The organism is Streptomyces sp. NPDC058001 (genome assembly GCF_042886315.1).
GTDB lineage: Bacteria > Actinomycetota > Actinomycetes > Streptomycetales > Streptomycetaceae > Streptomyces.
This window is the reverse complement of record NZ_JBHVQT010000006.1, coordinates 231,467-252,198: the sequence shown is the minus strand read 5'-3', so window position 1 is coordinate 252,198 and position 20,732 is coordinate 231,467. Positions and strand designations below refer to the sequence as shown.

Annotated in this window: 16 protein-coding genes; 8 read left to right on the top strand and 8 right to left on the bottom strand. The window is 70.2% G+C overall.

What is annotated here, in order from left to right; all coding sequences use genetic code 11:
• Positions 1-229: 229 nt before the first annotated feature.
• A complete protein-coding gene (locus ACFVT5_RS16650; RefSeq protein ID WP_389887315.1) occupies positions 230-1,315 on the bottom strand; it encodes a sensor histidine kinase in 1,086 nt (361 codons plus the stop codon).
• Positions 1,312-1,950 (bottom strand): LuxR C-terminal-related transcriptional regulator, encoded by a 639-nt coding sequence (locus ACFVT5_RS16645; protein ID WP_389887312.1) that lies wholly within the window; start codon positions 1,948-1,950, stop codon positions 1,312-1,314. The genes ACFVT5_RS16650 and ACFVT5_RS16645 overlap by 4 nt, the downstream gene beginning before the upstream one ends.
• 411 nt (positions 1,951-2,361) lie before the next feature.
• On the opposite strand from ACFVT5_RS16645, the gene ACFVT5_RS16640 reads away from it, so the two are divergent.
• The 3 genes from ACFVT5_RS16640 to ACFVT5_RS16630 all read left to right on the top strand — a co-directional run bounded on the left by ACFVT5_RS16640 (position 2,362) and on the right by ACFVT5_RS16630 (position 5,880).
• Entirely contained in the window at positions 2,362-4,041 is a 1,680-nt protein-coding gene (locus ACFVT5_RS16640; RefSeq protein WP_389887309.1) for a SpoIIE family protein phosphatase, read from the top strand.
• Positions 4,041-4,835, top strand: a complete 795-nt coding sequence (locus ACFVT5_RS16635; protein ID WP_389887306.1) for an SDR family NAD(P)-dependent oxidoreductase — start codon at positions 4,041-4,043, stop codon at positions 4,833-4,835. Before ACFVT5_RS16640 ends, ACFVT5_RS16635 begins: the two co-directional genes overlap by 1 nt.
• A 172-nt stretch (positions 4,836-5,007) precedes the next feature.
• Positions 5,008-5,880, top strand: a complete 873-nt coding sequence (locus tag ACFVT5_RS16630; protein WP_389887303.1) for an aldo/keto reductase — start codon at positions 5,008-5,010, stop codon at positions 5,878-5,880.
• Positions 5,881-5,940: 60 nt separating this feature from the next.
• On the opposite strand, the gene ACFVT5_RS16625 is transcribed toward ACFVT5_RS16630, so the two are convergent.
• Complete coding sequence (locus ACFVT5_RS16625; protein ID WP_389887300.1) at positions 5,941-7,434, bottom strand: short-chain fatty acid transporter; 1,494 nt, start codon at positions 7,432-7,434, stop codon at positions 5,941-5,943.
• Positions 7,435-7,591: 157 nt separating this feature from the next.
• On the opposite strand from ACFVT5_RS16625, the gene ACFVT5_RS16620 reads away from it, so the two are divergent.
• Positions 7,592-8,104 carry an HIT family protein gene (locus ACFVT5_RS16620; RefSeq protein WP_389887297.1) on the top strand — a complete coding sequence of 171 codons (513 nt, stop codon included), beginning with the start codon at positions 7,592-7,594 and terminating at the stop codon, positions 8,102-8,104.
• Position 8,105: 1 nt separating this feature from the next.
• On the opposite strand, the gene ACFVT5_RS16615 is transcribed toward ACFVT5_RS16620, so the two are convergent.
• The 3 genes from ACFVT5_RS16615 to ACFVT5_RS16605 all read right to left on the bottom strand — a co-directional run bounded on the left by ACFVT5_RS16615 (position 8,106) and on the right by ACFVT5_RS16605 (position 13,621).
• Positions 8,106-8,873: an NPP1 family protein gene (locus ACFVT5_RS16615; RefSeq protein ID WP_389888163.1), complete on the bottom strand. Its 768-nt coding sequence runs from the start codon at positions 8,871-8,873 to the stop codon at positions 8,106-8,108.
• A gap of 202 nt (positions 8,874-9,075) precedes the next feature.
• Entirely contained in the window at positions 9,076-12,324 is a 3,249-nt protein-coding gene (icmF, locus tag ACFVT5_RS16610) for a fused isobutyryl-CoA mutase/GTPase IcmF (RefSeq protein WP_389887294.1), read from the bottom strand.
• A gap of 145 nt (positions 12,325-12,469) precedes the next feature.
• Positions 12,470-13,621 carry an acyl-CoA dehydrogenase family protein gene (locus ACFVT5_RS16605; protein ID WP_389887291.1) on the bottom strand — a complete coding sequence of 384 codons (1,152 nt, stop codon included), beginning with the start codon at positions 13,619-13,621 and terminating at the stop codon, positions 12,470-12,472.
• Between the two features lie 138 nt (positions 13,622-13,759).
• Between ACFVT5_RS16605 and ACFVT5_RS16600 the strand changes: the two genes are divergently transcribed.
• Positions 13,760-14,506 carry a TetR family transcriptional regulator gene (locus ACFVT5_RS16600; protein ID WP_389887289.1) on the top strand — a complete coding sequence of 249 codons (747 nt, stop codon included), beginning with the start codon at positions 13,760-13,762 and terminating at the stop codon, positions 14,504-14,506.
• A gap of 198 nt (positions 14,507-14,704) precedes the next feature.
• On the opposite strand, the gene ACFVT5_RS16595 is transcribed toward ACFVT5_RS16600, so the two are convergent.
• Positions 14,705-15,448: a DUF1775 domain-containing protein gene (locus ACFVT5_RS16595; RefSeq protein WP_389887286.1), complete on the bottom strand. Its 744-nt coding sequence runs from the start codon at positions 15,446-15,448 to the stop codon at positions 14,705-14,707.
• An 89-nt stretch (positions 15,449-15,537) separates the two neighbouring features.
• A complete protein-coding gene (locus tag ACFVT5_RS16590; RefSeq protein WP_389887283.1) occupies positions 15,538-16,335 on the bottom strand; it encodes a hypothetical protein in 798 nt (265 codons plus the stop codon).
• Between the two features lie 428 nt (positions 16,336-16,763).
• Here ACFVT5_RS16590 and ACFVT5_RS16585 point away from each other — a divergent pair, with 428 nt between their 5' ends.
• The 3 genes from ACFVT5_RS16585 (at position 16,764) to ACFVT5_RS16575 (ending at position 20,732) form a co-directional block, all read left to right on the top strand.
• Positions 16,764-18,617 (top strand): right-handed parallel beta-helix repeat-containing protein, encoded by a 1,854-nt coding sequence (locus tag ACFVT5_RS16585; RefSeq protein WP_389887280.1) that lies wholly within the window; start codon positions 16,764-16,766, stop codon positions 18,615-18,617.
• 385 nt (positions 18,618-19,002) lie between these two features.
• Positions 19,003-19,659, top strand: coding sequence for a ThuA domain-containing protein (locus tag ACFVT5_RS16580; protein ID WP_389887277.1), 657 nt, complete (start codon positions 19,003-19,005; stop codon positions 19,657-19,659).
• Positions 19,644-20,732 carry a Gfo/Idh/MocA family protein gene (locus tag ACFVT5_RS16575; RefSeq protein WP_389887274.1) on the top strand — a complete coding sequence of 363 codons (1,089 nt, stop codon included), beginning with the start codon at positions 19,644-19,646 and terminating at the stop codon, positions 20,730-20,732. Before ACFVT5_RS16580 ends, ACFVT5_RS16575 begins: the two co-directional genes overlap by 16 nt.

Here is a 20,732-nt window from a genome sequence, read left to right as displayed (position 1 = left end):
GGCATGGTCGCAGAGCTGTGCGAGCCGGCGCATGCGGGTTTTCCGGCACCCGGTGCGTTCATCACGAAGTGACGGGCCGTCATGTCCGGGAACCGGTCCCCGGTGTTGATGGCGACAATCGGCGATGGCCGCCCGTCCGGAACGTTGACAGCCGCCGCCCGTTCCGCCACGAAGGGACCGTGATGGCGGGCCGGCTTCAGCTCGCTGATCGTGCGGTGACCGTTCGGCTCTACGCTTCTTTTCGCCCGCGGGTTCGGTCGGGTCGGTGGTTCGCGTCGGGTCGGGGTACCCGCACGGTGACGGTCGTGCCTTGCTGCGGGGTCGACTCCACCGTGAAGTCCGCGTCGAGGAGATGCGCCCGCTCCCGCATGGCCGCGATGCCCACGCCTCCGGAGGCCGTCGCCCGTGGTGGGGTGCGGACGGGTGCCGTCGCGGTCGTGGGGGCCATGCCGTGGCCGTCGTCGGTGACCCTCGCCGACACGGTGTGGTCGTCGCTGTCGAGCGCGACGACGATTCGGGTGGGCCGGGCGTGCTTGACCGCGTTGGTCACCGCTTCCTGCACGATGCGGTAGACATGGGCCTCCGCGTCGGGCGGCAGGTCGGCGCCGTGGTCGTCCCAGTGTGCCCCGACGCGCAGTTCGGCGTCGATGCCGAAGTTCTCCGATGTGCTCCGGCACAGGGCTTCGAGGGCGGGACGCAGGCCGAGTTGGTCGAGGGCGGCAGGGCGCAGCTCCGCGATCAGATGGCGGAGCGAGGTGATCTGGTTGCCGATCAGGCGCCGCGCCTGGTTGATGGCGTCCTTCATGGTGTCGAGGCGGCTGCTGGACGCCGCCGACGCGAGGACGATCTGGACCGCGCCCAGTTCCTGAAGGGTGTCGTCGTGCAGTTCGCGGGCCCAGCGCCGCCGCTCGCGTTCCTCTCCGTCACGGCGGGCCCGGCTCCACTCCCGGTCGAGACCGCTGTGGCGCACCGCCGAACGGTGTCCGATCGCGGCGGCGCACGCGATCAGTGTGAGCGGCACGAGGTGCAGGCCGTTGAGGAGCGGCGCCTCCACGATGCGGACGAGCAGGGCCACGGCGATCACCAGGGACAGCGCGCTGACGACCGCCAGCCAGGTCCGCCGGGCCTCGGTGGTGAGGACGGCGGCGGCCAGGAACAGGACGCCCGCGGCGAGGCAGAACGCGAACTCGACGTGGAGCGACTGCACGGCGATCTCGCAGACGAGAGCGGTGAGCAGCAGGACCGAGCCCGCCGCCTCCGTGACGGCACCGGCGCGGGTGCGGGCGCCGGCACGTGACGCGGTCGCGGTGGTCATGCCAGCAGTCCGCGTTCTCGTGCGGCGGTCACCAGGTCCGCCTTGGTCTCGGCCCCCAGCTTCTCCCGGATCCTGGCACGGTGTGTCTCCACCGTCCGGACGGAGACATGCACCTGCTCCGCGATCTCCTGGTTGGTGTGGCCTCGGGCGAGCAGGGACAGCACCTCCACCTCGCGCGCCGTGAGACGGTCGTCCGTCGTCGCGCCGGGCGGGCCGAGGTCGGCGACGGCGAGACGGGCACCGAGCGAGGGCTGTACGTAGGTGCCCCCCGCGGCGACCTGGCGAGCCGCGCCGAGCAGTTCCTCGGCCGCCGCTTCCTTCAGCAGATAGCCGGAGGCGCCGTTGCGCAGGGCCTCGCGGGCGAACGCGGGGTCCTCCTGCATGGTGAGCACCAGGATCCGGGTGCGGGGCGACGCGGCGATGAGTTCCGGGATCGAACGGAGGCTGGACTGCCCCGACAGCGTCAGATCGAGTACGAGCACCGTGGGGCGGTACCGGCCCACGGCCAGCAGGGTCTCGCCGAGCGTGGAACTCTCCGCGACGATGTCGAACACCGGGTCGGCGGAGAGCAGGAGCCGCATACCGGCACGGACGACCAGGTGATCGTCCGCGAGCACGACGGTCAGGCGGTCCACAGGGGCCTCACGGGGGGAGTCCCCTGAGGACCGGTCGTCAGGGGACCGTACCCAGTCCTCGGCAGGCGCCCCCGCCGCGGCCCCTGCTTCAGGCACCCCCGTGGTCCCTCGGGCAGGCACTCCCGCAGCCCCCGCTCCAGGCACCCCCGCAACTCCACGGGCAGGCGCCCCGGCATACCCCCCACCGAGCGCACGGTCGGCATCCATGGATCCACCGTAAGTCTCAAGCCGCCGCCACGAGAGCCGGAGGGTCGGGGCTGCGGGGAAGCCGCGGCACCTGTGCGGCCGGTCCGCAGCCAACAGGGTGCGGGGCCGCGGAACCGGCTGCGGGTCAGTGCCGATGCCCGGAAGCCGCCGGCGCGGGAGCCTCGAAGGGGTGCAGTTCCTCGTCACCCTCCCAGGACGCAGCCCATGACCTCCCGTACCACCGCACCCACGACGGACGCCGCCTCCCGGCCTCTGTTCCGCGTTGCCCGGAAGCTCGCCGACACGGCCGTGCCGAAACTGGCCGACGCCACCTCCGTCGACGTGCTCGACCTCCTGCTCCACGGCGCCGCGCCGCCCCCGGGCCCTGTCGACGCGACCGTCCCGCTGCGCCGCGCCGCCTTCCTGAGCCGAAGGGGGGCGGCGGCACGCGGCGCCTACGCCGTCGGCGAGGTGAGCCTGATCCCGCCCGCGACCCCGTACCGTCACGCCCTGTCCGATCTCCGCCCCCGCCTGATCCACGACCTCTACCGTGACGCCGGATGGCTGGCCCGCGATCCCCGCCGCGCACGCCTGCTGCGCGCGGCGGGTGCCCACTCCGCACTCGTCCTCCCGCTGACGGTCGGGGGCGTGGTCCTCGGCCTGTTCGTCCTCTACCGGCGGACCGGGTCCACCCCCTTCGACGAAGCCGATCTACGGGAAGCCGGCCGCCTCGCGGACGACGCGGCGCTGTGCCTGGACAGGGAGCGCCGCCGTACCGAGGAGGACGCGCTCGTACGACTCCTGCGGCGCTCGCTGCCCGACGGGTTTCCGGCGGTCAGCGCGCTGGAAGCGGTCCACGGGCAGGTTCCGGCCGGGGCCCCCGACGGGCAGTGGTGCGACGTTCTGCCGCTGGCCGGCGCGCGGGTGGCCCTGGTGGTGGGCGCGGCGGAGGGCAGCGGGGTGCGCGCCGCCGCCTCCATGAACCGGCTGAGAGCCGCGATCACCACGCTCGCGGCCCTCGACCTGCCGCCCGACGAACTCCTCGCGCACCTGGACGACGTGGTGACCCGCCTGTCCCGGCAGCACCCGGCTCCCGGCCCGGCCCCCGACGACCCGGACCGGACCGGCGCGAGCTGCCTCTACGTGATCTACGACCCCGCCACCGAGCTGTGTGTCTCGGCGCGGGCAGGCGGTCCGACCGTGCTGGTCGCCCACCCGGACGGCGGCGTCAGCGCCCCCGGCCTCGCCGCGCATGCCCCCTTGGGCACCGATGAAGGGCCGTACGGGCCGTGCGAGCCGTACGAGAACACCGAGTTCTCCGCCCCCTCCGGCAGCCTGCTGCTTCTGAGCTGCGGCGGCACCGAAGGGTTGTGCCCGGCCGGTGACAGCGCGGTGGACGGGCTCGGCCCCGGGCCGGACACGTCGCGACCGCTCCGCCACCTCCTGCGCGACCTGCCCCCGGACGGCGACCGGACCCTCCTCCTGACCCGCACCCGGGCCCTGAACACCGACCACGTCGCCACGCTGACCCTGCCGCCGGACCCCGCCGCCGTCGCCGACGCACGCGCCTGGGCCGGTGCCCGACTGGCGGCCTGGACGCTCGACGACCTCGCGGACAGCACCACCCTGGTGGTCAGCGAACTCGTCACGAACGCGCTGCGCTACGCCACCGGACCCATCGGGATCCGCCTGATACGGGACGACCGGGTGCTGATCTGCGAGGTCTCCGACAGCAGCGGCTCCGGCCCGCATCGACGCCGGCCGAAGGCGACGGACGAGGGAGGCCGCGGTCTGTCGATCGTCACCCGGCTGACCCAGCACCAGGGCACGCGCTACACCGCATCCGGCAAGATCGTCTGGACGGAGCAGTCCCTGCCGGCCCGAGCGGATGTGGAGCGACGCTGATGCAGCTGAACCTTGAGGGCCGTACCGCCCTCGTCTCCGGATCGACCCAGGGCATCGGCGCCGCCGTCGCCACCGGGCTCGCACGCGCCGGCGCCCGCGTCGGCGTCAACGGGCGGGACGCCGCGCGGGTGGAGCAGGCCGTGGCGCGACTCCTGGTCGAGGTGCCGGAGGCGGAGTGTGTCCCGGTCGCGGCGGATCTCGGTACGGAGGAGGGCGCGGCCCGTGCGGTGGAGCTGATGCCGGGCGTCGAGATCCTGATCAACAACCTGGGCATCTTCGGCGTCCGGCCGGCCCTGGAGATCAGCGACGAGGAGTGGCGCCGCTACTTCGAGATCAACGTCCTCGCGGCGGTCCGTCTCACCCGCGCCTATCTGCCCGGGATGATGGAGCGGGGCTGGGGCCGCGTCCAGTACATCGCCAGCGACTCCGCCGTGGCGACTCCGGTCGAGATGATCCACTACGGCATGTCCAAGACGGCGCTGCTCGCGGTCGGCCGGGGCTTCGCGAAGGAGGCCGCCGGTACGGGTGTCACCGTGAATTCGGTGATCGCCGGTCCCACTCATACGCGCGGTGTCGAGGACTTCGTGCGCGAGCTGGTGGACCCTTCGCTGCCGTGGGAGGAGGCGCAGCGCGCGTTCATGCGGGAGTACCGGCCGCAGTCGCTGTTGCAGCGGCTGATCGAACCCGAGGAGATCGCGAACCTCGTCGTCTACCTCAGCTCGGAGCAGGCGTCCGCCACGACCGGGGGCGCCGTGCGCGTGGACGGCGGTTACGTCGACTCGATCCTCCCTTGAGCCCCGGATCACCCTCCGTTGGCTCCGGTACTCGTCTGCCCTCTTAGCCCGATCATTTGTTCGAATAATCGGGCTACGGAAGACGCCCCCGGGATGAGGGTGAAAGCTGGTAGGAGCACCCGCGCACCCTGTGCTCCCCGCACCCGGTGCTCCCTCGTCCCGGAGGATGATCATGAGTGCTCCCACCACCCAACGCCCCGCCGACGCGTCCGGCACCTTCGCCATCGGCGGCGATCTCGTCGTCAACCGGCTCGGTTACGGCAGCATGCAGCTCCCGGGCCCCGGCGTCTGGGGCAGCCCGAACGACCCCGCCGAAGCGGTGCGTGTGCTGCGCCGTGCCGTGGACCTCGGGGTCAACCTCATCGACACCGCGGACTCCTACGGTCCGTTCGTCGCCGAGCTGTTGATCAAGGAGGCCCTGCATCCGTACCCGTCCGACCTGGTCATCGCGACCAAGGCCGGGCTCGCCCGTACCGGACCGGGGGAGTGGCATCCCATCGGGCGCCCCGAATACCTGCGTCAGCAAGCCGAACTGAGCCTGCGTCACCTCGGCGTCGACCGCATCGACCTCTTCCAACTGCACCGCATCGACTCCCAGGTGCCGCTCGCCGACCAGCTCGGCGAACTGATCAGCCTCCGGCAGGAGGGCAAGATCCGCCATATCGGCCTCTCCGAGGTGAGCATCGCCGATCTCGGGCGGGCGCGGGACCTCGCGGAGATCGTCTCCGTCCAGAACCTCTACAACCTGGCCGACCGCGGTGCCGAGGACGTCCTGGAGTACGCCGCGTCCCGCTCCATCGGCTTCATCCCCTGGTTCCCGATGGCGACCGGTGAACTGGCGCGTCCCGGGGGTCCGTTGGACATGGCGGCGAAGGAACACGGCGTGAGCCCGTCCCAACTCGCCCTCGCCTGGCTGCTGCACCGCTCACCGGTGATGCTGCCGATTCCCGGCACGTCCAGCGTCTCCCATCTGGAGGAGAACACCGCCGCCGCGCTCGTCACACTGTCCGACGCGGAGTTCGCCGAACTGGCCACGGCCGTCTGAGCGCCGAACGGCCGGTTGCCTGTACGGAAATGATGTGAACCCCGTCCGGTGAGGCGGGGTTCACGGAAAACTGAGCGTTCGGGCGAAGAGCGTCACGAGGACGAGGACCACGGGGAAGCAGACCAGGAACATCGCGAAGGTGTAGCCCATGATGTCCCGCGCCTTGAGGCCCAGGATGGTGAGCGTGGGCAGCATCCAGAACGGTTGCAGCAGATTGGCGCTCGCCTCGCCCAAGTCGTACACCACGACGATCCAGCCCTGGTGGACGCCGAGTTGATTGCCCGCGTCCAGGACGTACGGCGCCTCGATGACCCATTTGCTGCCGCCGCTGGGCACGAAGACACCGAGGACCATGCTGTAGAGGGCTATGAAGGCCGGGTAGAGGAACTCGTTCGACACCGACACGAGCCAGCCCGCGATGGTCTTGCTCAGGCCGGTGAAGGCGATCATCCCGAAGATGCCGCCGTAGAGCGGGAATTGGAGCAGCACACCGGACGCGGCGGGGGAGCCCTCCTTCACCGCCTGCGCCAGACGCACCGGCCGCCAGTGCAGGATGAGCGCGAGGAGGATGAGGATCAGGTTGACCGTGTTCAGGTCGAGCGCGTTGAGGGCGCTGCCCTCGGCGCGGGCGAAGTGCCGGGCCAGATACCAGGCGCCCAGCGCGAACAGCAGCACCGCGAAGACCGGGCTGTACTCGATCCACTCGCCGGGTCGGTTCCGTCGCAGCGGTGTGCGGTCCGCGCCGACACTCGGTCCGAGGTCGATGCCCAACCGCTCGGCGCTCTTAGCGCGTTCCGGTGAGGGCGAGAGGAACCAGGCCGTGACGACGGCGATCACGAAGACGATCGCGGTGGCGGCCATGCCCTGCCACAGGAAGATCGTGTCGGTCAGTGGTATCAGCCCGTTCCCCGGTCCGCGCCCCTCCTCGATGACCTTCTGCACGGCCGGCGGGCTGGACGCGTCGCTCGCCACCTGCAACGCGGCCGACCCGGACAGACCTTGGGCCCATACGGTGCCCAGGCCGAGGAAGGCCATCGCGCCGAGCGCCCGGTAGTCGACGCCCGTGATCCGGCGGGCGATCTCCTTGGCCAGGATCGCCGTGAAGACCAGGCTGAACGCCCAGTTCAGATAGGCGGTGACCATGGCGACGGCGGCCGTGAAGGCGATGGCACCCCGTGGCGTACGGGGCAGCCCGGCGATCCTCGCGATCAGCCGTCCCATCGGCGGCGAGACCGCGACCGCGTACCCGGCGATAATGATCATCGCCATCTGGAGGGTGAAGGTGATCAGGGACCAGAACCCCTGCCCCCACGCGTCGACGAGTCCGAACCCGGTCGTGGCCGCCGGATCGGACGGGGCGCCGGTCAGCTTCTCGCCGGTGAGGAGGCCCAGCGCGAAGACCGCGAAGGTGCCGACCAGGACAAAACCGAGCGCGTCGGGCAGCCACTTCTCGGTGAAGGCGGTGAACCGCAGCGCCAGACGCGCCAGCCAGTTGTCCCCGCCGGTGTCTTCTCCGGCCGCCCGCTGCTGTTCCCCGGATGGTGCGGAAGTCATGTCGTCCTCCTGCCGAGGGACCGGAGTCCCTGCCTCCGTCGAGTGGCTGGTGAGGTGGGATGGTGCCAGTCGGGCGGGAGTTGCGGAAGAGGCCGTCGACGGCGCGGGGGATATCCGCACCCCGTCCTCACAGCAACAGATCACCGGACCGGGCAGGATGGGTCCGGTGACAGACCATCCGTACGACCCGACGGCGTACGTCGAGCGGGCCCGGCGCGGGCCGTGTTTCGTCTGCGAGTTTCTGGCAGGCAACCCCGACTACGCCCACGAGACCGTCTACGAGGACGAGGACCACATCGCGTTCCTCGACCGCTGGCCCACCGTCCCGGGCAAGGTCTTGGTCGCGCCGAAAGCACACATCGGGCACGTCGTACGGGACCTGGACGAGCGGGCGTACACGGGTCTGATGCGGGTCGTCCGCGAGGTCGCCCTCGCGGTCGAGGACGTGTACCCGACCGAGCGCATGTATTTGTACTCCCTCGGCAGCATGCAGGGAAACGCCCATCTGCACTGGCACATCGCCGCGCTGCCGCCCGGAGTCCCCTATGAACAGCAGCAGTTCCACCAGTTGATGACTGAGAACGGTGTTCTCTCGTTCTCCGCCGAAGAGGCCGCCGCGGCGGCGACCCGACTGCGCGCCGCGCTCGCGTCGCGCGCCGGGCGGGCCTGACTCAGGCGTTGGGGTCGAACGGGATGCCGGCCGGCTTGGCCTTGGCGAGGTGTCCGTTGAACTGACCGTCCTTGATGCCGAGGAGGGCGCTGCCGAAGTTGGCCTGGCTCAACTTGTCACGCAGGCCCGGGGGATACCCCTCCCAGCCGACGAGCGAGGGGAACTGCCAGGTCCCCTTGTGGTTCTCCGGCGGCTCGTCGTTGGAGTTCGCGGCGCGGAAGCAGTGTGTGCTGATGCCGTCCTTGTGGTACACGATCTTCGGGTGGGTTCCGTCGAACCGGATCTGGGACCGGTTGTGGACCGTGAAGCTGCCGTGGTTGGACGTGGAGACGTACTCGACCTGGTTGTTCTGCACCCACACCACGACGTGCTCCCAGTCGTGCCGGTGCCCGGCGCTGCCGGGGCCGAGGGAGACCTGGTCCTTCTCGAAATAGAGGGCGTACATGATCGCGCACCAGCCGTTGTTGCACTTCTCGCGCGAGTAGCCGTTGGTGTTGTCCAGGTCGGAGAGGTCACGGCATTGACCGTTGACGTCACCGCCCATGCCGAGGCCGGGCGCGATGGTTCCGTCAGGCCCGATGGCCGGGCTCGAATAGCAGCCGTCCTTGTCGTAGTCGTACGCGGGCTGGAAGGTCTGCTCCAGTCCGTTGGCATTGGCGGGCAGGGCCCCCGGCGGGGCGGCGAAGGCGGTCGACGGGAAGGCGAGGACCAGCGCGGCGGTGACCGCGCCGGTCAGCGACACCTTCCGCAACCGCCGCGACCTCAGCAACCTCGATGACGGCTTTCCGTGCACAGTGTCCTCCTCGGCGACCCGGCGCGCGGGCCCGAACTGCGGTGGGGGGTAAGCGGAGTTCAGCATGCCGCTTTTCCATGGACACGCCAAGAGGGGCCGGGCGTCACCGTGGTGAAGCCCGGCCCAATACTTGGTTCGCCGACCGTCCGAGGCAGGGTTCAGCCGGTCGGGGCGCCGCTCAGACGTTGCGCCGGTACTCGCCCCCGACCTCGAAGAACGCCTCGGTGATCTGCTGCAACGAGCACACCCGGGCGGCGTCCATCAGCACCGCGAAGACGTTCTCGCCGCGCACCGCCGCCTCCTTGAGCGCCCCGAGCGCCGACTCGGCGGCCTCACCGTGCCGGGACTGGAAGTCGTGCACCCGGGTGAGCTGGGACCGCTTCTCGTCCTCGGTGGCACGGGCCAGTTCGACGGTCGCCGGAGCGGCGGTGTCGGCACGCGGGTTACGGAAGGTGTTGACGCCGATGATCGGCAGCGTGCCGTCGTGCTTGCGCTGCTCGTACAGCATCGACTCGTCCTGGATACGCCCGCGTTGGTAGCCGGTCTCCATCGCGCCGAGCACTCCGCCGCGTTCACTGATCCGGTCGAACTCCTTCAGCACGGCCTCCTCGACCAGATCGGTGAGTTCGTCGATGACGAAGGAGCCCTGGAGCGGGTTCTCGTTCATCGCGAGCCCCCACTCCCGGTTGATGATGAGCTGGATGGCCAGCGCCCTGCGCACCGAGTCCTCGGACGGCGTGGTCACGGCCTCGTCGTACGCGTTGGTGTGCAGGCTGTTGCAGTTGTCGTAGAGGGCGATGAGGGCCTGGAGGGTGGTGCGGATGTCGTTGAAGTCCATCTCCTGCGCGTGCAGGGAGCGGCCCGAGGTCTGCACGTGGTACTTCAGCTTCTGGCTGCGCTCGTCCGCGCCGTACCGGTCCCGCATCGCCACCGCCCAGATACGCCGGGCGACCCGTCCCAGGACCGAGTACTCGGGGTCCATGCCGTTGGAGAAGAAGAACGACAGGTTCGGTGCGAAGGCGTCGACCGCCATGCCACGGGCGAGATAGGTCTCCACATAGGTGAAGCCGTTGGAGAGCGTGAACGCGAGCTGACTGATGGGGTTCGCCCCGGCCTCGGCGATGTGGTAGCCGGATATGGACACGGAGTAGAAGTTGCGGACGCCCTGAGCGATGAACCACTCCTGGATGTCCGCCATCATCCGCAGGCTGAACTCCGTGGAGAACAGGCAGGTGTTCTGGCCCTGGTCCTCCTTGAGGATGTCGGCCTGCACCGTGCCCCGTACGGACCGCAGCACCAACTCCCGTACCCCGGCCGCCTCTTCGGCATCGGGTGCCCGGCCGTGCTCGGCGGTGAACGCGTCGAGTTTCTGGTCGACGGCGGTGTTGAGGAAGAACGCGAGGATCGTCGGCGCCGGACCGTTGATCGTCATGGACACCGAGGTCGTCGGGGCCACCAGGTCGAACCCCGCGTAGAGGTCCTTCATGTCCTCAAGGGTCGCCACGGACACCCCGCTGGTGCCGACCTTGCCGTAGATGTCGGGGCGCGGATCGGGGTCGCGGCCGTACAGCGTGACCGAGTCGAAGGCGGTGGACAGGCGGGTCGCCTCGGCGTCCCTGGACAGATAGTGGAACCGCTGGTTGGTGCGCCGGGGATCGCCCTCGCCCGCGAACATCCGCGCGGGATCCTCGCCCTCGCGCTTGAAGGGGAAGACACCCGCCGTGAACGGGAAGCGGCCCGGCAGGTTCTCGGCACGCAGGAACCGCAGCAGTTCCCCGTGGTCGCTGTAGCGGGGCAGCGACACGCGGGGGACCCGGGTGCCGGACAGCGACTCGCGGCGCAGGGTCGTCCGCAGCTCCCGCTCCCGTACGGTGACCACCAACTCGTCGCCGGAGTACGCCTGTACGGTCTCCGGCCACTCGTCGAGAAGCCGCCGGGCCTGCGGGTCGAGGTCGTCCCGCGCGCCCGCGAGGAGCCCGTCGAGCACGGTCGTACCGGCCCCGGCCGCGGTCAACTCCTCGCGTACCGCGTCCAGTCGCTGCACCCGCCGCGCATGGTCGCTCTGCACCGCCGTATCGGCGTGATAGCCGCGGACCGTCTCCGCGATCTCGGCGAGGTAGCGGCTCCGCGACGCCGGCACGATCTGCGCCGCGCCACTGGAGCGACGCGTGGTGACCGGGGCCAGCAACCCCGGCTCCACGGGCATACCGCGCTCGGCGAGGAGGCCGCGCAGATGCTGGTAGAGCGCGGTGACCCCGTCGTCGTTGAACGTGGCCGCGCTCGTCCCGAACACCGGCATGTCCTGCGGCGACGACCCGAACGCCTCACGGTTACGGACGAGTTGGCGCCCCACGTCCCGCAGCGCGTCCTCGGCGCCGCGCCGCTCGAACTTGTTGATGGCGACGACGTCGGCGAAGTCGAGCATGTCGATCTTCTCCAGCTGCGTGGCCGCGCCGAACTCCGGCGTCATCACATACAGCGACACATCAGCGAACGGCACGATGGCCGCGTCGCCCTGACCGATACCCGGTGTCTCGATGACCACCAGGTCGTACCCCGCCGCCTTGCACGCCGTGATCGCCTCCGCGAGCCCCTCCGGGAGTTCGCTGCTGCCGCGCGTGGCCAGCGACCGGAAGAACACCCGGTCCCCGTCGAGGGAGTTCATCCGGATCCGGTCGCCGAGCAGCGCGCCACCGCCGCGCCGCCGTGTCGGGTCCACCGCAAGGACCGCGACCCGCAGCTTGTCGCCCTGGTCCGTCCGTAGCCGGCGGATCAACTCGTCGGTGAGCGAGGACTTGCCCGAGCCGCCCGTCCCGGTGATGCCGAGGACCGGCACCCGGCGCTGGGCCGCCGCATCCCGCAGCACCCGCAGATCGGCGTCGGGCGCGCTGCCCTCCTCCAGACCGGTGAGCAGCCGCGCCAGACCGGCCCGCTCCCCGGCGAGTACCTGCGTCACATCGGCGGGACCCGCCTCCCAGAGGCTGATGTCACAGTCCCTGATCAGCGTGTTGATCATGCCGGCCAGACCGAGGTGCTGTCCGTCCTCGGGCGAGAAGATATGGACTCCGGCCCCTGACAGCCGCGCTATCTCCTCGGGCACGATGACGCCGCCGCCCCCGCCGAACACCTTGACATGCCCGGCACCCCGCTCCCGTAGCAACTCGACCAGGTACTCGAAGTACTCGACATGCCCCCCCTGGTACGAGCTGACCGCCACGCCCTGTACGTCCTCCTCCAGCGCGGCGTCGACCACCTCGCTGACGGACCGGTTGTGCCCGAGGTGGATCACCTCCGCGCCCTGCGCCTGGAGGATGCGCCGCATGATGTTGATCGAGGCGTCGTGACCGTCGAAGAGGCTGGACGCGGTGACGAATCGGACGGGATGGTCCGGCCGGTGGAGCTGCGAGGCGGCGGTCCCGACGGACACGGTGCCCTCCAAGATTTAGTAGGACGTCCTAGTAGTGGGGCGTGTTCAGAGTAAGGGAGGAGGACACGGGATCCGCAGCGGGGCGGGCTCGAAGGAGTCCGCCCCGGTGCGGATCCAGGGGAGGTTGCGCCAGGGTGCGGTCCGGTTACGGCAGGTTGCGGGCCATGACGATCCGCTGGACCTGGTTGGTTCCTTCGTAGATCTGGGTGATCTTGGCGTCGCGCATCATGCGCTCGACCGGGTAGTCACGGGTGTAGCCGTAGCCGCCGAGGAGTTGGACGGCGTCGGTGGTGATGTCCATCGCCGCGTCGGATGCGTAGCACTTGGCGGCGGCGCCGAAGAACGTGAGGTCACTGTCGAGACGCTCGGACTTGGCGGCGGCGGCGTAGGTGAGCTGGCGGGCGGCCTCCAGCTTCATCGCCATGTCGGCGAGCATGAACTGGATGCCCTGGAAGTCGGCGATCGGTTTGCCGAACTGCTTGCGTTCCTGGACATAGCCGCGGGCGTAGTCCAGGGCGCCCTGGGCGATACCGAGGGCCTGGGCGGCGATGGTGATGCGGGTGTGGTCGAGGGTCTTCATCGCGGTGGCGAAGCCGGTGCCCTCGTCGCCGATCATGCGGTCGGCGGGGATACGGACCTGGTCGAGGTAGACCTCACGGGTCGGGGAGCCCTTGATGCCGAGCTTCTTCTCCGGCGCCCCGAACGACACGCCCTCGTCGTCCTTGTCCACGACGAACGCGGAGATCCCCTTCGACCGTTTGTCCGGGTCGGTGACGGCCATCACCGTGTAGTACTGCGACACCCCGGCGTTGGTGATCCACCGCTTCACCCCGCTGAGGACGTAGTGGTCGCCGTCGCGGACCGCCCTCGTCTTCATGCCCGCCGCGTCCGATCCGGCGTCCGGCTCGGAGAGGCAGTACGAGAACATCGCCTCGCCCCTGGCCAGCGGGCCCAGGTACTTCTTCTTCAGCTCCGGCGAGCCGGACAGGATCACCGGCAGCGAGCCGAGCTTGTTGACCGCCGGGATCAGTGACGACGACGCGCACACCCGCGCGACCTCCTCGATCACGATCACCATGGCCAGCGCGTCCGCCCCGGCGCCACCGAACTCCTCCGGCACATGCACCGCGTGCAGATCCGCCGCGACCAGCGCGTCCAGCGCCTCCTGCGGGAACCGCGCCTCCTCGTCCACGGCGGCGGCGAACGGCGCGATCTTCGCCTCGGCCAGCGCGCGCACCGAATCCCGGAGCATCTCGTGCTCCTCCGCCGGCCGGTACAGATCGAAGTCATGAGACATGAGGCAGCCTTTGTCGAGTGGGGTGACACGCCGATCGTATGACACCTAGTGTCGAAAGAGTAGGGTACTCAGTGCTCTCATGAGGGCTCTCATGCGAGCCTCAGGGCATGCTCCAGACCAAGTGCGAGGTTGCGACACATGAGCGGTGAGACGCGGGAGCGGCCCGCGAACGGCGGCCAGGCCAAGCCGGCCATGCGGGACGCGCTGGTCGCGGCGGCGCTCCAGCTGTTCGTGGAGCGCGGCTTCGAGCAGACCACGATCGACGACATCGTGGCCCTCGCCGGAGTGGGCCGCCGGTCCTTCTTCCGCTATTTCCCTTCGAAGGAAGCCGTGGTCTTCCCCGACCACGAAGGGCGCCTCGCCGAGATGAGCGGCTTCCTCGGCGCCAGTGGGCCCGACGACGACCCGGTGCAGCGGGTGTGCGACGCGGCCCGTTTCGTCGGGCGCATGTACGCCGACAACCCGGAGTTCTCCGTACAGCGTTACCGGCTGACCCGGCAGGTCCCGGGGCTGCGCACCCATGAACTGTCCGTCGTGTGGCGGTACGAGAAGGTCCTCGCCGAATTCCTGCGGGCCCGCTTCGCCGTCCGCCCCGACCGCACCCTGCGGGCCGATGTCGTCGCCGCGTCGGTCGTGGCCGCGCACAACCACGCCCTGCGCGCGTGGCTGCGCTCCGGGGGGCGCGGCGATGTGCTCGCCGATGTGGACGAGGCGCTGGAGTACGTGCACCAGGTCTGGTGCGACCTGTGCGCGGGGCCGGGGGCGGGCGCGGGTGGTGACGGGGGCGGCGATCCGGCGGACGACGTCGTCGTGGTGTTCGCCAAGCGTGGTGTGCCGATGTGGCGGCTCGTCCAGGGCGTGGAGGCGGCGCTCGACGAGACGTGAGCCGGTGCCTCCTCCGCCCCTCCCGCCGTCGCCGGATGTCTCGCCCTCCGTCCCCGGAACCGGGTGCCAGGGACGGAGGTACCGAGTGCCCTGCGCGGCGTGTGTGCCGAGCATCATGCGCGGGTGTGTGTGCCGAGCGTCATGCGGGCGTGTGTGCCGAACGGCGCCCCGGCGTGGGGCGCCGTCCTTATGCCCCGGTCAGCTGTCCTCGCCCGGCGTCCTCCCGCGCCGCGTGAACCACCAGATGCCCCCGCCCACGACGAGCGCCGCCGCCACCCCACCGGTGATCAGCAGGGCCGACGACGGACCGTCGCCGGAGTCGTCGGCGGCGTTCTTCGCGTCGGAGGGCGATGGTGTGCCCTCCGGTGACGGGGTGGACGACGGCGGAGGGGTGGACGGAGCGGTCGGGCTCGCGGTGGGGCTCGGGCTGAGTGGAGCGGCGCCCGGGGCCGCCGCCTTGAGCTTCAGGAGCGGGGCGGGCTGCGCCGGTTCCTTGTCGCCGCTGGGCAGTTCGATCCAGCGGGACACCTCGCCGTCGCTGTAGGTCTCGACGGCCTTGAACGCCAGCTCGTCGGCGTCCGGGAGCTGCCGCACGGTGACTTTGTGCACGGCGTCCGTTCCCACCGGGAGCTTCGGGCCGGCGACCGCGTATCCGTCGGCCGTGGCCTTGAACTTCCAGCCCTTGGGGGCGGAGTCGAGTGACACATCGCCCGGTGTGATGCCCTTCGGCAGGACGATCCGTACCTCGGTGAACCCCGCGGAGCCCGACTCGGCCTCCGAGGTGAAGTTGAGTGTGACGTTCTCCGCGAGGGCCTGCGGGGTGTCGGCGGTGACTTCTACGTGCGCGTACGCCGTGCCGGCCATCGCGAGGCCGGCCGCGAGCGCGATGGCGCCCGCGAGTCCGGTACGTCGTGCCGCACGGGTCAGGTCGTGTCTGGGCACAGGGGAACTCCTAGCTGGTGGGGGAGGGGCCGGGCGCGCTGAAGTCGCCGCCCCGGTAAGGGAGATGGAGGAAGAGAGGGAGGAGCGCGTCAGGCGCCGGACGTGACGGCGCGACGGGCTCCGGTGCCACGTGGTGGGCCCCTGCGCACCACCGCGTGGGCCAGGGCCTCCACCCCGGTACCGGTCGGGGCGGGCGGGGCCGCGTACCCGAAGAGTGGCCCGCGCATCGGCTCTCGCGTCGCCGCGCGGGCGGTCCGGAACGTGAGACGGGGCAGCACCCGCGCCAGTACGACACCGGCCGCCCGCCCCGCCGTGCGTGCCGTGTCCAGCGCCGATGTGAGCGCCGAGTCCGCCCGGTGCAGCAGCCATGCCACCGCCGCGGCGGCGAGCAGATGCGCCGCGGTCATCGCGAATCCGGCGTGATGCCAGGAATGCCCGTCGCCCGGGACCAGACCGGGGTGGCCACCGAGGGAACCCATGGTGGGGTGGTCCGCGACGACGCTCATGCCGGAGTGACCGGGGCCGGGATGGTCCGCGAAGGCACCTACGCCGGAGTGACCGGGGCCGGAGTGACCGCCCATGGCGCCGTACGACGAGGCCGCCGCTCCTCCGGGCGACCCATCCGTCGCCCGTCCGTACGACCCGCCCGCGACCGTCAGCACGCCGTGCAACGCGCCCTGGGCGACGAGCGTGCACGCGACGACGACCGGCAGCGGGCGCCGTCGCCTGGCCACCGGCCAGAACAGCGCGAACTGGGCCGCCGCGAGGGCCAGTACGAGCGCCCATGGCACCGGGCCCTCGGCGACCGTGTGATGCCCAAAAGCCGCGAGCACGGTGCCGACGACGGCGAACGCGCCGGTCCGTACCCATCCGCCCACGCGACTCACCGTCCCCTCCCGGCTTCGTACCGCGCTCCGGCCCCCGCTGCCTGCCGTACGCGCTCCCACCCGACCGCCGGGCGTGATCGCTCATCATCCTCCGACACTCGGCACCGGTCCCGCGAAATCCGGAATACCGACTGCCGAATGCCCGGGGCCCGTAACTGTGTATTAAGTCCAACGTGTTGACAAACTGTGGTGACGGTTTCTAGGTTCGCAGCACATCCCGCCCGGCCGTGCCCGTCGGGTCGCAACTCCCTTGAGTACCTGGTGTCTTGGGCCTTTTGCCTGCCGTCACAGGCAACGCACAGGTTCGTGGTGTCACGTGGAGGCTCGGAGACTCATGGGCACTGCTCTGTCGAATTGATGGACGAAAGCGTGCCTCGGTGGGCTCGCGTCAATTCGGCTGCCCCGTTCATCCCGACAAGAGGTGAAGAATGCATCGAAAAAGATTCCGAGGCGCTTCGATCTGGCTCGGTGGCGTCGCGTCGGTCGCCGCCGCCTCGCTCACGGTTCTCCTGGCCGCCGAAGGCAGTGCGGTGACCGTGGGCGGCGCCGATACCAAGGTGGCCGCCGCCGGCGCCGATGCCAAGGTGGTGGCCGCCGCCGGTGCCACCACGCCTTTCACGACGGTCGAAGCCGAAGCCGGGACGCTCGGCGGCGGTGCCCGCGTCCGCTCGATCAAACCGGGAGACCCGCCACCGACCGTGGCCACCTTGGAGACCGAAGCCTCGGGCTACGCGTTGGTCGAGTTGAAGGGCACCGGAGACTCGGTGACCCTGCCGAACAACTCGGGCAAGACGGCCAACACCCTGGTGGTGCGCGCGTCGATTCCCGACGCACCGAACGGCGGCGGTATCACCGCGTCACTGAACCTGTATGTGAACGGCGCCTTCCGCCAGGCGATCACGCTGAGTTCGCAGCAGGCGTGGAACTACCGCGGCGCCACGACCAATCCGGACGACCCCCACGCCGGCGGGGCCGCCTACCGCTTCTACAACGAGTTCCCCGTCCGGATCACCGGCGCTCCCGTTCCCGCGGGCAGCAACGTCACGCTCCGCAAGGACTCCGCCAACACGGCCGCCGTCTACGACGTCGACTCCGTCGACCTGGAGAACGTCGGGGCCGCGCGGACGCAACCGGCGGGCTCGCTCTCCGTCGTCGGCTACGGAGCGGATCCGGCCTTCGGGAAGGACTCGACGGTCGCCATCCGGAACACGGTGAACGCCGCCAAGCAGCAGGGCAAGTCGGTGTGGATCCCGCCCGGCAAGTATCTGACGAACAGCCTGGTGTCGAAGCCGCTGGACTTCACCGGGGTGACGGTGGAGGGCGCCGGTATGTGGTACTCCACGCTCTACCGCAAGGTCCCGCTGCCGGCCGTGTCGTGGCGTTCGCAGACCCTGGTGGGGTCGGGCACCACGCTGCGTGACCTCCAGATCGACTCCAACGCCGTCTGGCGCGATGTGGGTGGCCCCGGCGGCGCGGACTACGGCATCAACGCCAGTGGCGCCGGTGGATGGTCGGTCGACCGGATCTGGACGCGGCACACCGACGCCAACTGGCTGTCGGGCAGCAACGGCGTCATCCGGAACAGCCGGACCTCGGACGGCTACGGCGACGGGTTCAACATCAACAACAGCAACACGAAGAACCCCGACAAACTGGGCGACAACATCACGGTGCAGAACAACTTCGCCCGGGGCACCGGCGACGACTCCTACGCGACGTACTCCGATGCCGGGGCCAGTGGCACCAACGGACAGGTGGTCGGCGCCAAGATCCTCAACAACACCGCGATCGCGCCCTGGTGGGCCAACGGCCTGCGGGTCGCCGGCGGGAAGAACGTCGAGGTACGGAACAACCTGGTGAACAGCGTGTCGTCGAACAGCGCCCTGGACATCGGCGTGTTCGGCGACACCGGACACCCCCTGGAGTCCGCCACGATCAGCGGGAATGTTCTGATCGGCGGTGGCGGCTGGAACAGTGTCCGGCACGGTGTACGGATCAGTTCGCCGCCCAGTAGCTCGTTGTATCCGGACGCGTACACGAACGTCACCCTGACCGACAACGTCATGCGCGGGGCACTTCGCGCGGGTCTCTACGTCGACCGCACACGCGTGAACGTGACGCTGACGAACAACACCATCGACGGTCCCGCCAAGCAGGGAATCTGGGTCGCGTCGGGCGTCACCGGCACCGGAAAGTTCACGGGCAACAAGATTCAGAATCTGCTCCCGGGCCAGGTCGCGACCCAGAACGACTCATCGGCAACCTTCACGATCACCGGCTGAACTCGCGTGTCCTGAAGCCGAGCCAATCGCCGTACACCGCCATGTATCGCGGTACATCGCACGGTTGAGCCCGCGTTCCCGCTCGGTGGAGCGCGGGCTCAACCATCCCGTACGCGGACCTCGTACACAGCCCCGTACACAGGCTCCGCACAGGCCCCGTACAGGCGTCTCGGCGCCTCCCCGGCAGGCGATTACGAAAGCGCTTTCTCTACTTCGTCAAACGTATTGACAAAGTACGTTGACCGTTCGTAGGTTCGCAACGCACCCGGCCCCGCAGCGCCCCGATCAGCGGCAACTCCCGCTTCGACTCGGCCTGCTGGGCGACCTCACCCGACCCCGAACGCCGCATCGAGCCGTGCGGCGCCGATGGGAGCGTGCAATTACCTTGACCACCGACATCCGGCGGGCGCTCGTCGTCCGCGGCGGTTGGGACGGGCATCAGCCCGTGACGATCAGCGACGCATTCGTCCCGTTCCTCAAGGAACAGGGATTCGCTGTCGAGACCTCGGACGACCTCGCCGTGTACGAGGACGCGGAGCGTCTGGCCGCCACCGACCTGATCGTGCAGTGCTGGACGATGGGGACCATCACCCGGGAGCAGAGCGACAATCTGGCTGCCGCGGTGCGCGCGGGCACCGGCCTGGCCGGCTGGCACGGCGGCATTGTCGACTGCTTCCACGATCACGGTTACCACCTGCTGACCGGCGGAAAGTTCGTGATGCATCCGCCGGGCTTCCACGACCACACCGTGCACCCGCTGCCCGAGCGTGCCGACCATCCCGTGATCGCGGGCCTTGACGACTTCGCCGTGCACACCGAGCAGTACTGGGTGCTCACCGACCCGCACATCGATGTGCTGGCCACCACGACCTTCCCGCCCGACGAACTGCGTGACCGGCCCGCCGTGATGCCCGCCGTGTGGACCAGGACCTGGGGCGCGGGCCGGGTCTTCGTCTCGACCATCGGGCACAAGCCCGACGACTTCGACGTGCCGGAGGTCCGCGCGTTGACCGAAAGGGGACTGCTGTGGGCGAGCCGCTGAGGATCGGCATCGTGGGCGCGGGAAAGATCAGCGGCGCCTACCTCACGACGCTGGAGCATCTGACGTCCGTCCGCCTGACCGCCGTCACCGACCTCGACCACGGCCGGGCACAGGCCGTCGCGGAGCAGGCGCGGTCCGGGGGAGAGGTGGCCGTGGCGTCGTCCGTGACCGAACTGGTGGCCAGGGACGACGTGGACGCGGTCCTCAATCTCACGATTCCGGCCGCGCACGCGGAGGTCGCCCTGGCGGCTCTCGGCGCGGGCAAGCACGTGTACGGCGAGAAGCCTCTCGCGGCGAACCGCAAGGAGGCCGAGGCCGTGCTCTCGGCGGCGCACGCCGCGGGTCTACGGGTCGGCTGCGCACCCGACACCGTCCTCGGTACCGGAGTGCAGACCGCGCGTAAGGCGGTCGACGACGGTCTGATCGGCAGGCCGGTCGCCGCCACCGCCTTCATGACGAGCGCCGGCCACGAGAAGTGGCACCCGGACCCGGAGTTCTACTACCGGGCGGGCGGCGGCCCCCTGCTCGACATGGGCCCCTACTACCTGTCGGCCCTGGTCCACCTCCTCGGACCGGTGGTCAAGGTGACCGGCGCCTCCTCCCGGCCGCGTGCCGAGCGGACGATCGGCAGCGGACCCCGCGCGGGACAGACCTTCCCCGTCGAGGTGGACACCCACATCACCGGCGTCCTGGAGCACGCGGACGGCGCCCTGTCCACGCTGGTCATGAGCTTCGACGTACGGGCCGCACGGCTGCCGCGCATCGAGGTGCACGGCACCTCCGCCTCACTGTCCGTGCCCGACCCGAACGGCTTCGACGGTCCCGTCGACATCCACCGCGGTGACGGCTGGGAAACCCTGCCCGTGTCCGCGGGCATCGCGGACGCGGGGCGCGGCGTGGGCCTCGCCGATCTGGCCGAGGCCCTGTCGGCCGGGCGCCCGCACCGCGCGTCGGCCGAACTCGCCGCACACGTCCTGGACATCATGCTCACCCTCATGGACGCGGCGGACCAGGGCCGCGCGCTCCCGGTGACCAGCACCTGCGAGCGACCCGACCCGGTGACCGACCGGTAG

Bases quoted from the DNA above. Each gene is read 5' to 3' on its own strand.
- ACFVT5_RS16605 (WP_389887291.1), bottom strand. From the start codon at position 13,621: ATGTCTCATGACTTCGATCTGTACCGGCCGGCGGAGGAGCACGAGATG.
- ACFVT5_RS16625 (WP_389887300.1), bottom strand. From the start codon at position 7,434: ATGACTTCCGCACCATCCGGGGAACAGCAGCGGGCGGCCGGAGAAGAC.
- ACFVT5_RS16635 (WP_389887306.1), top strand. From the start codon at position 4,041: ATGCAGCTGAACCTTGAGGGCCGTACCGCCCTCGTCTCCGGATCGACC.
- ACFVT5_RS16620 (WP_389887297.1), top strand. From the start codon at position 7,592: ATGGGTCCGGTGACAGACCATCCGTACGACCCGACGGCGTACGTCGAG.
- ACFVT5_RS16600 (WP_389887289.1), top strand. From the start codon at position 13,760: ATGAGCGGTGAGACGCGGGAGCGGCCCGCGAACGGCGGCCAGGCCAAG.
- ACFVT5_RS16585 (WP_389887280.1), top strand. From the start codon at position 16,764: ATGCATCGAAAAAGATTCCGAGGCGCTTCGATCTGGCTCGGTGGCGTC.
- ACFVT5_RS16630 (WP_389887303.1), top strand. From the start codon at position 5,008: ATGAGTGCTCCCACCACCCAACGCCCCGCCGACGCGTCCGGCACCTTC.
- ACFVT5_RS16640 (WP_389887309.1), top strand. From the start codon at position 2,362: ATGACCTCCCGTACCACCGCACCCACGACGGACGCCGCCTCCCGGCCT.
- ACFVT5_RS16650 (WP_389887315.1), bottom strand. From the start codon at position 1,315: ATGACCACCGCGACCGCGTCACGTGCCGGCGCCCGCACCCGCGCCGGT.